Here is a 13,651-nt window from a genome sequence, read left to right as displayed (position 1 = left end):
TTGGAAACTATAACGATCTTCAGAATTTAGAGCCCAGCAATTCGCATATGTAATTGATATGCGATTCAGCAAAGGATTCGTCCAGAGGGGCGTGACCTATCATCAGGCGCATATAAACCGGCCCATAGATCAAGTCCATTAGCACTTCGACATTTGAATCTTTTGAAATGTCGCCGCTGTTTTTCCACTCTTCAAGCATCTCTCTGACGACTGCTCTGCGGCCGTAATGAAATCGCTCACGGAAGACTCGAAGAATGGCAGGATCAGATTGACCCTCGGCAATGATCTGAGCGACGAGCCGGCCAGGCCATCCCGAATACTGCATCACCAAAGAACGGAAATGATGTGCTATGGCGTCGCGTGGGCGCATTCCTCGAGGAAGCGTTGTTTTTACCAAATGCTGCTCAATAAACGCATCGATGACCACAGACGCCTTGGATTCCCACCATCGATAAATGGTCGCCTTACTGACACCAGCCTCTCGAGCTATTGCTTCGATAGATATCGCTTGAATCGATTTGTCCTGAAGAAGGCTGATAGCAGCCTCCAGGATCTGTCGACGCGTCGCTTCACTGCGAGGGCGTCCAGCAGGCGATGAGGTTTTCTTGACCTGCATTGGGTTCTTTGGCTCTGCGGGCTTGAAGTGGTCTGACTGATTCATTGTAAATCTTAAAAACGAAACGAGACGAATAGTATATTGTTCGTCTAGCTAAATTGCCACTTAAGCTGTTTCGGTTCCCTCAACTCTCTGTGGCTCTAGCCAGGAAAAGGTTCTGGTTAGAGCCACAGGAATCAATCGATACCCATCCTGGTTTTTGCTCTTTACAAAACGGTGCGTGTCGTATAGCTTTGAGTCCTACAGACCTGATTCAGGCTCATTTAGTCAATAAAAAGAGGGAGATCACATGAAGCTCGGCCGAATTTCTGTTAACGGGCCCGACGGCGCGGAAGCTCGTTTGGTGCTGGTAGTCCCAGAGGAGCGCCGGGTCATTGACCTGAAGCGCGCGCTCCATGAACAGTTGGTCAAGGACGGCTCTTCCCGGGAAGCTGCTCTGCAATACGCCAATGCTGTTTTCCCTGGCAGTATGTCGGCGGCAATTGCGCTGGGCACACCGTTTACCCAGGCAGCTGAAAAGATCAATGCAAAGCGGCCGGATGCACATTCAATCTCATTTGATAGCGTGCAGTGGTTGCCAGCCTCGGATCCCTCTGTGGTGCGAGATGGGCTGACTTTCGTGGGGCACATCAAGGGCTTCCATGAAAAAATTGGCCAGCCGCCAACGCCAAATCTTTTGAAGGTGCCTGGCTATTTCAAAGGTACCCCGCATACGGTCATTGGGCATGAGGCGGAAGTTCCGTGGCCAGGATACATCCAGCACATGGACTACGAGCTGGAGCTTGGCTACGTCATCGGAAAGCGTGGAGAAAGTCTGCGTCCTGATAACGCGCTTGATCACCTGTTTGGTATCACCATCTTCAACGATTTCAGTGCCCGCGATTGTCAGGCAGTCGAAATGCCGATTGGGATGGGCCCCACCAAGTGTAAAGATTTCGCCTACGGTATCGGGCCTTGGATTACCACCGTAGATGAATTCAAAGACCTGGACCGGATCGGCATGGAAGTTCGCGTCAATGGCGAGACTTGGGGCAAAGGTGACAGCTCCAATAAGCTGTGGACGATTGGCGAGCTCATTGCCTGGGCCAGCCTTGGTGAAGCCATCGTGCCTGGCGATGTGATCGGTTCGGGTACCATGGGCGGTGGTTCAGCTTTGGAGCTTGATCGTAAGCTCCAGCCAGGTGATGTCGTCGAAATGATTGTTGAGGGGGTCGGAACCCTGCGCAACACAATGGGGCAACCTATCTCGGGTCTTTGGTGGCCCGAAGAACGCAAGCCATTCATGTGACGTGTATTTGAAATTCACGCGCGCATCAGAGATCTCAGGCCCGGGCGCAAAAGTACGGGCCTGATAAAACAAAAACGCATTCTTTGATAGGTGTTGAAATGAACATCCTTGGCCCGGACACTTTGTATTTTGGTGTTGACGATGTCGCGCTCTGCGAGCGCTTCCTGGAGGATTACGGTCTTGAGCCGGTAGGGGGCGGACGCTTTGAGGCATTAGATGGAACTGGTGTAGTCATCAAGCATCGTGACGATCCGGCTTTACCTGCCTGGAATTTGCCGACTGCAAACATGTTGCGCAAGACAGTGTACGGCGTAAAAGACATCGCGACTCTCGAGAGCATCCAGAAGGAGTTTGAGGGCGAGCGTGAAGTCAAGGTTTTGGCCGATGGTTCGCTGGAGTTAGTGGACGATCTCGGATTCTCTCTGGGCTTCCAAGTCTCGATCAGAAAGCCGCATAAACTGGCCGCCGAGCGTGTAAACGCGCCTGGAGATATTCACCGTCCTGCGAACAAGACCGGTGTAGATGACAGTTCCGAGCTCGCTCCCAAGCCACGAACGCTCTCCCACGTTGTCTATTTCGTTCCTGATGCCGAGAAGGCCGAGCGCTTCTATGCGGATCGTCTGGGCTTCAAACTCACAGACAAATTCGTCGGAATGGGCCCATTCCTGCGTCCTGCGGGTACTTTCGATCACCATACCCTTTTCTTCATTCAAACCCCGCCGCATTTGCAGGGATGCGAGCATTTTACCTTCCATATGGGGGGGCCACAGGAAGTACTGCAAGCCGGCTACGCGTTTGCTGCTAAAGGTTACGAGTCATATTGGGGGCCTGGGCGACATAAGTTTGGGTCTAACTGGTTCTGGTACTTCAACACCCCATTGGGTTGCCACATCGAGTACGACGCCGATATGGATCAGCACGACGATGATTGGTCGCCGCGCGTAGCCCCTGCAATCACCGATAACTCCCAAGTGTTCCTGTTCCATTGGCGTGAAAAATGGGCTCCCGGCGGAAAGCCTGATTGATAAGGGGGTAAGTCAAAGATGGCAAAATCTGATCGCCGCAGGCTTTGCCATCTCGAGCAAATTGCACCAGGGCAATCTTTGGGGTTCAGGACGGAAAGCATAGATCACGACGACATTTTTTTAGTCAATGAATGCGGGAATATTTTTGGCTATAAAAATTCTTGTCCCCATTGGCCCGGTTCAACTATGCCGGTGCGCAAGAACCGATATCTCGACAGTGAGTCCAGGCATATCGTTTGTAGTGGCCATGGTGCGTTGTTTGAAATTAATTCGGGTTTGTGCATAAAAGGTCCCTGTCTTGGCTTGCGTTTGACTCCTGTGAGTTTGGAAATTTCTGAGGCGGGAGAAATATTTTTCTTGGGAGAGTAGCATCCCAAAGATTTTTGGCAGATTTTTAGTTGTTTAATTGCGTCAATTACCATTGCCAAAAACAAGAACAAGAAAGGAAAGTGTGATGAAGACTCCAGCTGATTTTCGCCTGGTGATTTGTGTTGGTGTATTGCTGTTTACCGCCAAATCGATGGCGCTTGAAGGTGGCACTTCCAGTTATCCATTGGGTATTGTAACTGTCATGAGTGGGGCAGTAGGTGCTCCAGGCGAAACTCATGCCTATACATACAATAAAACTGTTGCCATAGACTCAATTCGAGATGGGCAAGGAAATAAAGTATTTCCGAAGGCTAAAGGAAGAGTCCACGCTCATGCTTTGAGGTTAGTACACACGCTTGATGGGCCAACACTACTTGGCGGTAACGTTTCATTGCAGCTCGCAGTTCCTTACGTTGACGGTCACCTGGATATCCCTGCACTGGGGCCATTTGGTAGAGACTCCTCGAATGGAATGGGCGATCCATTATTCGGTGCCTTGGTTAGTTGGCAGTCTCCAACCTATCTACATAACCTGGAGTTGGATTTTGTAGCGCCTTGGGGCAAATATGATGAGCACGCATTGGTCAATCCAGGAAACAATAGTAAAGCAATCTATGCTGCTTACGCTTTTACCTGGTTTCCAATGCCGCAAGTTGAGGTCAGCTCGAAGGTCAGTGTTAACTACAGTTACGAAAATCCAAAGACTGATTATAAGTCTGGTGTCCAGGTCGCTGTTGACTATGGGTTTAATTATCGGCTGACCCAGAATTGGCTGGCAGGTATTGGTGGGTATTTATCGACGCAGTTGAATGATGACCAGTCCCACGGGGATGATGTAGGTAATCGAACCAAGTCAATAAAAGTCGGACCACAACTGGGCTACGCAAGTCGGGACTTTGGAATAGTACTCAGCTATCAGAAAGATGTTTATGCCCGAAATGCCTCGGAAGGTGACGCAGTGATGCTCAATGGAATGTTTAAATTTTAATTAGGTACTGCAATTTTCACGCTTGGCTTCTAATGCAAGCGTTTTTTTAAATGAAAATCACTGCTGGGGGATGTTGGTTTTACTGAACTCTTGACCTCTACCCGCCATTCAGCGCGTATCGATTCTTAAAATACAAGAGAAGCGATACGTGACGCTATTTTGTCCCGTTCAACGACGACCTCAAAACGTTAACTTTTCTTGCCGGCCCTCTTGCAAAACATTACAAATGTGAATTTACTAAACGGTTCGTATTGTTATATTTATAATTATCACCGCTTAGCAGCTGAGAGGTGAGGTTGCGCCAGCGCTTCGTCTGTTCAGGCGTCAGGAAAGGGGCGGCAGCTTCCAAATCTCAAAAGATCATAACTCTCTGTTCTTTCACGCTTGCTGGTAGTGGCTCCGCAGATCTTCCGGCTGCCGGGGTAATGGGCTACCAGGCAAAGATCCCCTGCCAGAGAACCGTAGGCAAAACACATCACCACGGGCTTGACAGGCATAGCTGACAGCTGTAAGTATACGAAACGTCCCGTATTGTAAAATTGGTGGAAATTGTCTTATCGCAGGTGCTCGGTGAGAGCCGGGTAGGTTTTATGAGTTTTCGGGAGGAGCGGTTAGCGGCGTCAAAATTGAAATTCAGCGAAGCCTAATACAAAAACAAAAGAGGTTCGTATATGCGTGTATTCAAGTCTACTGCGTACTCATATCCGGCGCCTTCAGGGCGGCCGAAGTACTTGGCATGCGTTCTCGCTGGCGGTGCGGTGAGTTTGATATCGATGAGTGCCAGTGCATTTCAAATTGACACGGGCGACAGCGATCTTCGTGTCCGCTGGGATAACACCCTCAAGTACAGTTCTGCATGGCGTCTGAATGACCAAAGCAGCAAGCTTTCCAAAAGCCAAGTCAGCCTGAACCAGGATGATGGTGACCGTGCTTTCGATAAGGGCCTGATCTCTAACCGTTTCGACCTTCTCTCGGAAATGGATATCGCTTACCGCAATTTCGGTGGTCGTGTGAGCGGGGCAGCCTGGTTCGACACCGAATACCAGAAGGACAACGATAACAACAACCCCGCACGCGCGAACCAGGTCTCAGTTGCCTATGACGAATTCACTGATGACACTCGACATCTGCATGGCGGCGACGGTGAGTTATTAGATGCATTCGTCTATTGGAATGGTGAAGTTGCAGATCGTGCTTTGTCCGTTCGCTTGGGACGGCATGCCTTGATTTGGGGGGAAAGTCTGTTTTTCGGGTCCAACGGGATTGCGGGCGGCATGGCTCCGGTGGACGTGGTGAAGGCTATTTCAGTACCGAATACCCAGTTCAAAGAGATCACCAGACCAGTAAGTCAGTTGTCTACTTCCTACCAGCTTACTGATGCGCTCTCGTTAGGCGCTTTCTATCAGTTTGAGTGGGAAAAAACACGGTTACCTGCTGTCGGTAGCTATTTCTCCACTCTCGACATACTTGGAGAGGGGGCCGAGCGCTTGATTGTTGGGGAGCCATTCCCGAATTTTCTTGGTGGTAATCCAAGTAGCCCTGCGGCTTTTTTCCACGGCAAGGACAAGCAAGCCAGGAATTCTGGACAGGGTGGATTGCAGTTGCGCTACGCAGCTGAAACCGTCGATTACGGGCTTTATGCTATCCAATACCACGATAAAACGCCCCAGTTGTACCTCCGTCCTAGTGTAGCCGGCCCGAATTTTGCCACCGGGCAAGTGGGTGATTTCTACTGGGTGTATCCGGAGGATATTCGCGCACTGGGCGCAAGTTTCACTAAATCAGTGGGTGAGTACAGCTTTGCTGGGGAAGCGTCTATGCGCTGGAACATGCCCCTGGTATCGAATGGTCAGGTCGTACTGCCTGGTGTAGAAGCCGACAACGACAATCATCCGCTATATGCGGTCGGGCGGACAGCCCATGTGAATTTGAACGTTCTCGCTTCTCTTGAGCCATCCTTCATATCCAATGAGGCCAGCTTGATAGGTGAAATTGCGTGGAACCGGTTGCTGAAAGTTACTGAAAACCGATCAGCTCTGGATCCGAATGCTACAGACGACGGTGTAGGACTGAAGTTGGTGTATACGCCAACTTATCGTCAGGTCTTCTCGGGCATCGATCTTAGTGTTCCGTTGGGTGTCAGCTATTTCCCTATGGGTAAGTCGGCTGTGGTCGGCAGTTTCGGGCCTGATAAAGGTGGTGATTTCAATATCGGTGTAACCGCCACCTACCTTGATCGTGTCACTTGTGGTCTGACGTACACACATTATTACGGTCCAGAAGACACCACGCTCAATGAAGCAAGCCAGTTCAATTATAAGCAAGCATTAAAGGATCGGGATTACTTGGCCTTCTCGATCAAGAGCACTTTCTAAGAGGATTTTGACATGACTTCTCGATTTAAATTTAGTGCCGCTTACTTTGTCATAATGAGTGCTGTTGCTCTAAGTGCGTCCGCGATGGCTTCCRGAGTAGATGATTTGGGTAAAAGCCTGACACCGTTGGGGGCGGAGCGGGCTGGTAATGCTGATAAAAGTATCCCGGCATGGGATGGTGGATATACCACCGTTGATCCGGCTTATCAGAAGGGTGGTAAGCGTGGTGATCCTTTCGCCGCGGATAAGCCTCTTTTCAGCATTACTTCAAAGAACATGGCCCAGTACTCAGAAAAGCTGAGCGATGGTGTTAAAGAAATGTTCAAACGGTATCCAGACACCTATCGAATGGATATCTACCCAACGCGTCGAACGGCAGCGGCTCCGCAGTGGGTATATGACAATACAGCCAAGAATGCGGTTAATGCCAAGCTGGTAGAGGGTAGCGCGGGTCCAATGCCTGAAGGGGCCTATGGTGGCATCCCGTTTCCGATTCCGAAAAATGGCGACGAGGCGATGTGGAACCACCTGCTGAGTTGGAGCGGTACTTCAATTACAAGGGACGCTCGCTTCTATCTGATGACAGCCGATGGTCAACAGGTCATGACTACCGATGGTCGTGCTATCCAGGAGATGCCTTATTACTTCCAGGATGGCTCAGCGCAGACTTTTGATGGCGATTATTGGATGATCCGCCTGCTTAATATTGGTCCGCCCATTCGAGCCGGTGAGCAGGCGATGGATCGGGCCAACATCAATGCCGACAAATCACAAACGCATATCTACCTTGCCGGTCAACGGCGAGTGCGAAAGGTACCTAACTCCTGCTGTGACACGCCGGCGCCATCATCAGCAGGCGTGATGGCATATGATGAACTGTCCGTTTATAAAGGGCGACTCAATCGTTTCAACTGGAAGCTGGTAGGCAAGAGGGAATTATATATTCCCTATAACACCAATAAATTCTTTACCGCGGGCAAACCTGAAGATGTACTTGGCAAGCGGCATCTTAATCCGGACGTCTTGCGTTGGGAATTGCATCGTGTGTGGGTCGTTGAGGCAAATCTAAAGCCTGGCGAGCGGCATCAAATGGTTAAAAGCCGTTACTACCTGGATGAAGATACCTGGCAAGCGCTGCTGGGCGATCGTTGGGATGCAAGTGGTCAACTGGCGAAAACACTGTGGGCGCTACCGGCTGTCATGCCAGATATTCCTGCCCTGGCTTCTGTGTCGTCGGGGTTCTATGACTTTACGTCCGGTACTTGGTTTGTACTTGACCTGCTCACTGGGCAACCCTCGCAATGGGGGATTGTCGATCGCTTCAAGAAGTCTGATTTTTCGCCAACAGTCATGGCGGGGCAGGGTGTGCGTTAACGCTAAGCCTCTCTGAAAAGCACCGACAATCTCTTTGTCGGTGCTTTTGCAACACGCGATTCTAGAGATAATAAAAATGATAATAAACAATCGTTTAAGTGCCTTGGCATTAGCTTTGGCTTTGTCTGCTTTAGCTTCGCTGGCTTGTGCTGAAGGCGGGGCTGTTGGCTCTGCCCTGAGTTCACCGGCCATGCAAATAGCCACACCCGCTCATGCTGTTCTGATTGATTTGGCACGTGCCGGTGATCGACTGATTGCCGTTGGTGAAAGGGGCGTCATCGTACTGTCCGATGACAACGGCCAGTCCTGGCGGCAGGTGCAAGTTCCGGTCTCAGTTAGTCTGGTTGCGGTTCAATTCGTGGACGCTATGCATGGCTGGGCAGTCGGACACGCTGGCACAGTGTTGGCCACTGTCGACGGTGGCGAGCGCTGGAGCCTCCAGCTTACGGGTATACAGGCTGCAGAGATTGAGTTGCAGACTGCTCAAGATAACAAGGCCAGTGCAGTCGATGCCGACGCGGTTGATATGCGCATCTCCAATGCCGAACGCCTGATAGCGGATGGGCCTGATAAACCATTCTTGGCGCTGCACTTTCTTGACGCCAAGCGCGGCCTTGTCGCGGGCTCCTACGGAATGGTGTTTTCTACTCAGGATGGAGGGGCAACATGGCAGTCGTTGATTGGACGCATCGAAAATCCGTCGCTTGTGCACATCTACGCGATCGCTCGCAAAGACCACCTTTGGTTCCTTGCCGGTGAGCAAGGTTATGTGGCTCGTTCAACTGATGACGGAGAGTCTTTCGCACAGTTACCAAACCCATATAACGGTAGTTTCTTCACCGCCAATGTACGGGGTGACGGAGCTCTGCTGATCGCGGGCCTTAAAGGTCATGCCTATTTGTCATCAGATGATGGCGCCAGCTTTCATCAATTGAGAGGCTCCCGGCCGAATTCAATCAGTAGCTCCACTCGATTGCCCGATGGAAGCGTATTGCTAGCCAATCAAACGGGTGATTTGTTCAGTAGCTCCACCTCAAATGGTTTAGCGCTTGACCCGGTGGGCAAACCGCTGGGAACTCCCGTGAGCAGCATTGTCGAGGCAGTCGACGGCAGTCTGATTACCTCCGGTTTTGCTGGTTTGTCACGTTTTTCACATCCCGCCACTGAAGTTTCGGAGTGAGCATATGAATTCCGCTCGTCATCCTTCCCTGCCTGAATCAGGCGTATTTGATCCAAGCTCAGGGACCTTGGTTGAGCGTGCTCTGTTCAACCATCGCCACTGGGTGCTTCTGCTATGTCTGCTGATGACGGTCTTGCTCGGCTGGCAATCCACTCGACTAGGATTGAACGCTAGTTTCGAGAAGATGATCCCTACTGGACATCCCTATATTGCCAATTATCTAGCCAATCAAAAGGAGCTCTCCGGACTCGGTAATACGGTGCGCATCGCTGTTGCCAACAAGAAGGGGGACATCTACGACACGGATTACCTGCGTACTTTGCAGTCCATGAACGATCGTATCTTTTTGCTGCCAGGCGTGGACCGCGTTTACATGAAGTCGCTGTGGACGCCTGCCACCCGCTGGGTTTCGGTAACGGAGGATGGGCTCGATGGCGGGCCGGTCATTCCTGACAAATACGACGGCAGCCCCGCATCACTCGCTGAGTTGCGCAGCAATGTGCAGCTGTCTAACGAGATAGGCCAACTGGTAGCCTTCGACCAGCGGTCCAGCATCATTTCCATTCCTTTGCTGGCACGCACGCCGGATGACCAGCCCCTCGATTACGCAAAACTGTCTGCTCAGTTGGAAGCGCTTCGCGCCGAGTATCAAAGTGAAAACGTCGACATTCACATCACGGGATTCGCAAAGAAGGTGGGGGACCTGATTGATGGGTTGGGGCAGATTATGCTGTTCTTTGCCGCCGCCATCGCTATCACGACAGTAGTGCTCTATGGCTACACACGATGCCTGCGGAGCACATTTCTGGTCGTGCTTTGCTCGGTAGTCGCGGTAGTCTGGCAGCTTGGATTGCTGCCGTTGTTGGGGTATGAGCTTGACCCGTATTCGGTCCTGGTGCCCTTTCTCGTGTTTGCCATTGGCATGAGTCATGGCGCCCAGAAAATGAACGGCATCATGCAGGATATTGGTCGTGGCATGCACCGAGTGGTTGCTGCGCGCTTCACGTTTCGTCGCCTGTTTCTCGCCGGTCTGACTGCGCTGCTGTGTGATGCGGTGGGTTTCGCCGTGCTAATGATTATTCAGATCAAAGTCATACAAGACTTGGCCGTTATCGCTAGCATCGGCGTTGCCGTGCTGATTTTCACCAACCTCATTCTGCTACCCGTCCTGCTCTCCTATGTTGGCGTCAATCCCCGCGCGGCCGAACTAAGCCTCAAGAGCGAACGGACAGAGCAGAGTGGTCAAGCGCGACACGTTTTTTGGCGATTCCTTGATCTTTTTACTCGCAAGCGATGGGCCTTGATCAGCGTAGGTGTCAGCCTGGTGGCCGCTGTGCTGGGCTTTATGGTCAGCTTGCATCTGGCAATTGGCGATCTGGATGCTGGTGCGCCAGAGCTACGTCCGGACTCGCGTTATAACCTGGATGATGCCTTCATGACGCGTAGCTACGGAGCCAGTAGTGACTTGTTCGCCATTATGGTGAAGACGCCGAAGAGTGCCTGCTCGCGCTACGATATCTTGCGTAAGGTCGACGATTTGGATTGGCAGTTGCGTAGTTTGCCCGGGGTAGACTCAACGAACTCCATGGCTCTGCTGAATCGTCGTATGTTGGTTGGGCTGTCTGAGGGCAACTCGAAGTGGTACGAGCTGCAAAACAACCAGGCAATGCTCAACATGATTACCGCCAGCGCGCCACGTGGACTTTACAACGAGTCCTGCAGCCTGCTGACGCTTTACGTTTTTCTCAAAGACCATAAGGCCGAAACCCTTTCGCGCCTGGTTAGTCACGTCGAAGCGTTTGCAGCGGCTAATGACACTGATGAGGTCAAATTCCAGCTTGCCGCCGGTAATGCGGGAATTGAGGCGGCGACGAACATTGTGGTCAAAGAGGCCAATCGCGAGATGCTGTTCTGGGTGTATGGCGCGGTTATTTTGCTCTGCCTCGTCACCTTCAGGTCCTGGCGAGCCACTCTGTGTGCCGTGATTCCGCTCATGCTCACGTCGATTCTGTGTGAGGCACTGATGGTCGGTTTAGGTATCGGTGTGAAAGTGGCGACCCTGCCGGTAATCGCTCTAGGTGTAGGTATCGGCGTTGATTACGCGCTTTATGTAATGACCATCATGCTGGGGTTCTTGCGCGAAGGTAAAAGCCTCTCCGAAGCTTACTACCGCGCCCTGGTCTCCACCGGCAAGGTTGTAATGCTCACGGGGATAACGTTGGCGATAGGTGTGGGTACCTGGGTATTTTCCCCAATCAAGTTCCAGGCTGACATGGGTGTACTCCTGGCGTTCATGTTTGTCTGGAACATGGTGGGGGCTCTTCTACTGCTGCCGGCACTGGCTTACTTCCTCTTGCCTTCCACACCACGCAATGATGCTTCTGGCCGCAAGGTGGCTAGCCCGGTGGCGTTGAGTGAGCAATCCACTCCAGGTCATTCACTGCGTCTGTACAGCGCCAACTCCTGATTGGCGCGCCACGGCGTATTACGTTCGATCAAGGGCTTTCATAACAACTGCGGTGGGGGCATGTAGCGCCCGGATAATCCTGGACCTGGTTCAGGTTTATCCGGCCAGTGACCCTTCCTTCGTCGGAGAAGCAGTAGTGGCTCCTTCAGTGGGCATGTTTTCCTGTTCCTGGGTGCACCACCACAGTGTGAAGAGGAGATTTGTATGTCTTTGGTGAGCCGGCTACTGGGTAATCTCTCGGTAGGAGCCAAGCTGTCGATCGGTTTTGGGTTGGTGTTGCTATTCACTCTCGGGGTGGGGATTACCGCCTTCCATTCTTTGAGTCTGTTAGGGCTTCGCGGTGAACAACTTCGTACCGAGGACTGGATTCAAACGTTGGTCCTGCAGGCTCGTATCGCGGAAAAAGAATATGCGCTGAGTCTTTCTCCTCAGGCGCAGGATCAAGTGCGAGGTGCAGTTGAGCAGCTCACTCGGCATTTTGATGGCCTCCCCCAAAAAAATAGCGCCGACATCGCGATGCGGGATGCGTCCAGCGACTATTTAAAGCAGTTCCTAAGTTATGCCGAATCTCTTCAGCAAGCACGAGAGGCTCGCATGCGCATGCAAACACTCGCGCAGACAGCGGGAGAAAGCTTCACCTTGGTATTTCTCGACCAGCTGGATGCATTGAGTGCGCAACAGGAACGAGGTACCCCTCCGGACAGCGGGCAACTGTTGTTGCTGGAACAGACCACCGCTCTGCGTGACAAGCTGGCCAGGCTCCGTGACAGCGAGCTGAATTATTCGTTGGATGGTGAGGAGCGCTTCCGTAGCGATTGGGAGATGAGCATGAGCGACCTGCTGTCTTCAATGCAGGTGCTCAATCTCGATGATCAGGAAAAGGTTTCGCTGCAGGCTGCAAGCAATGCTTTGGGAGATTATCGAAAAGCCTTCGAACAGTTCGTTGCCAGCCGCAAGCAAATCGCTCTTAGTAGCGAAGCAATGAACACGCAAACCCAGCAAGTCAGCGAGTTGTTAGATAAGGCCAACCAATTTCAGAGCCACGCGATTCAACTCGATAGTCGCAACGCATACAGTCAGCTTGGCCTTATTAGCCTACTGGCGCTAGCGCTGGGTATTGGCGCGAGTCTACTAATACGTCATTTGATACTGCCGCCGTTGCGTCGAGCTGTTCATTTGGCTCAGCAGGTTGCTGCAGGTGACCTGAGTTGTGCACTTGATGGCAACGGCCGCCACGATGAGCTTGGGCAGCTATTGGATACCGTCAATAGCATGCTAGGTAGTCTGAGAGGCTTGGTTGGTCGAATTGGTACCGGGGTAGGCCTGCTCAATGGAACGGCAGGGAGCCTGGCAGAAGTCATTCAACGCAGCAGCCAGGGAGTTGAGAGACAACGACAGGAGACTGAAATCGCCGCTACCGCAATGCAACAGATGACTACGATGGCCGGCGAAGTCGCACGTAACGTCAAGGACGCTAGTGCTGCAGTAGCTCTTGCTGATGACCAGGCGCGCGAAGGTGACGATTTAGCGCGCCAAGCCGGCTCCAAGATCGACCAACTGGCTTTAGAAATGACCGGCTGCGCTGAAGCAATGCAATCGTTACTGGCAGAAAGTACGGCTATTGGCGGCGTTCTTGATGTGATTAAAGCTGTAGCAGAACAGACTAATTTATTGGCGTTAAATGCGGCCATAGAAGCAGCGCGAGCAGGTGAGCACGGTCGGGGATTCGCGGTAGTAGCTGACGAAGTGCGTGGTCTGGCACGCCGCACGCAGAGTTCTACCGCCGAAATTGAAGACTTGATTAGTCGCCTGCGTGGCGTCGCCCAGCAGGCAACTGAACGGCTACAGGGTAGCCATGCACTGACAGGTGAAACAGCCGAAATTGAAGACTTGATTAGTCGCCTGCGTGGCGTCGCCCAGCAGGCAACTGAACGGCTACAGGGTAGCCATGCACTGACAGGTGAAACAG

The 13,651-nt window shown here is 52.0% G+C and carries 10 protein-coding genes and 1 pseudogene; 10 read left to right on the top strand and 1 reads right to left on the bottom strand.

The genetic code is table 11. The features are described 5' to 3' along the window. Positions 1-19: 19 nt before the first annotated feature. Positions 20-661, bottom strand: a complete 642-nt coding sequence (locus AC1DRN_RS09860; RefSeq protein WP_223457557.1) for a TetR/AcrR family transcriptional regulator — start codon at positions 659-661, stop codon at positions 20-22. A 244-nt stretch (positions 662-905) separates the two neighbouring features. On the opposite strand from AC1DRN_RS09860, the gene AC1DRN_RS09855 reads away from it, so the two are divergent. The 10 genes and pseudogenes from AC1DRN_RS09855 to AC1DRN_RS09810 all read left to right on the top strand — a co-directional run. Continuing rightward, complete coding sequence (locus tag AC1DRN_RS09855) at positions 906-1,904, top strand: fumarylacetoacetate hydrolase family protein (RefSeq protein ID WP_223457560.1); 999 nt, start codon at positions 906-908, stop codon at positions 1,902-1,904. Positions 1,905-2,002: 98 nt separating this feature from the next. Beyond that, positions 2,003-2,929, top strand: coding sequence for a VOC family protein (locus AC1DRN_RS09850; RefSeq protein ID WP_223457563.1), 927 nt, complete (start codon positions 2,003-2,005; stop codon positions 2,927-2,929). An 18-nt stretch (positions 2,930-2,947) separates the two neighbouring features. Next, complete coding sequence (locus AC1DRN_RS09845; RefSeq protein ID WP_223457565.1) at positions 2,948-3,298, top strand: Rieske (2Fe-2S) protein; 351 nt, start codon at positions 2,948-2,950, stop codon at positions 3,296-3,298. 85 nt (positions 3,299-3,383) lie between these two features. Then, positions 3,384-4,286 (top strand): SphA family protein, encoded by a 903-nt coding sequence (locus AC1DRN_RS09840; RefSeq protein WP_223457567.1) that lies wholly within the window; start codon positions 3,384-3,386, stop codon positions 4,284-4,286. A gap of 671 nt (positions 4,287-4,957) precedes the next feature. Beyond that, positions 4,958-6,661 carry a DUF1302 domain-containing protein gene (locus tag AC1DRN_RS09835; protein ID WP_223457569.1) on the top strand — a complete coding sequence of 568 codons (1,704 nt, stop codon included), beginning with the start codon at positions 4,958-4,960 and terminating at the stop codon, positions 6,659-6,661. 12 nt (positions 6,662-6,673) lie between these two features. After that, entirely contained in the window at positions 6,674-8,035 is a 1,362-nt protein-coding gene (locus AC1DRN_RS09830; protein WP_477786688.1) for a DUF1329 domain-containing protein, read from the top strand. A gap of 76 nt (positions 8,036-8,111) precedes the next feature. Next, positions 8,112-9,215 (top strand): WD40/YVTN/BNR-like repeat-containing protein, encoded by a 1,104-nt coding sequence (locus AC1DRN_RS09825; RefSeq protein WP_223457571.1) that lies wholly within the window; start codon positions 8,112-8,114, stop codon positions 9,213-9,215. Between the two features lie 4 nt (positions 9,216-9,219). Then, complete coding sequence (locus AC1DRN_RS09820; protein ID WP_223457573.1) at positions 9,220-11,682, top strand: efflux RND transporter permease subunit; 2,463 nt, start codon at positions 9,220-9,222, stop codon at positions 11,680-11,682. Positions 11,683-11,886: 204 nt separating this feature from the next. Beyond that, a pseudogene (locus AC1DRN_RS09815) lies at positions 11,887-12,912 on the top strand (methyl-accepting chemotaxis protein); the annotation flags it as partial. 42 nt (positions 12,913-12,954) lie between these two features. Further along, on the top strand, positions 12,955-13,651 hold a 697-nt coding region (locus AC1DRN_RS09810; protein ID WP_477786698.1), incomplete at its 3' end, for a methyl-accepting chemotaxis protein.

Source organism: Pseudomonas sp. P5_B3 (genome assembly GCF_056400405.1).
Note: the sequence above shows the minus strand (reverse complement) of the source record. Positions and strands in the feature narration are given on the sequence as shown.

Excerpts from the sequence above, each read along its gene's own strand:
- AC1DRN_RS09820 (WP_223457573.1), top strand. The coding sequence starts at position 9,220 with ATGAATTCCGCTCGTCATCCTTCCCTGCCTGAATCAGGCGTATTTGAT.
- AC1DRN_RS09845 (WP_223457565.1), top strand. The coding sequence starts at position 2,948 with ATGGCAAAATCTGATCGCCGCAGGCTTTGCCATCTCGAGCAAATTGCA.
- AC1DRN_RS09840 (WP_223457567.1), top strand. The coding sequence starts at position 3,384 with ATGAAGACTCCAGCTGATTTTCGCCTGGTGATTTGTGTTGGTGTATTG.
- AC1DRN_RS09850 (WP_223457563.1), top strand. The coding sequence starts at position 2,003 with ATGAACATCCTTGGCCCGGACACTTTGTATTTTGGTGTTGACGATGTC.
- AC1DRN_RS09860 (WP_223457557.1), bottom strand. The coding sequence starts at position 661 with ATGAATCAGTCAGACCACTTCAAGCCCGCAGAGCCAAAGAACCCAATG.
- AC1DRN_RS09855 (WP_223457560.1), top strand. The coding sequence starts at position 906 with ATGAAGCTCGGCCGAATTTCTGTTAACGGGCCCGACGGCGCGGAAGCT.
- AC1DRN_RS09825 (WP_223457571.1), top strand. The coding sequence starts at position 8,112 with ATGATAATAAACAATCGTTTAAGTGCCTTGGCATTAGCTTTGGCTTTG.
- AC1DRN_RS09835 (WP_223457569.1), top strand. The coding sequence starts at position 4,958 with ATGCGTGTATTCAAGTCTACTGCGTACTCATATCCGGCGCCTTCAGGG.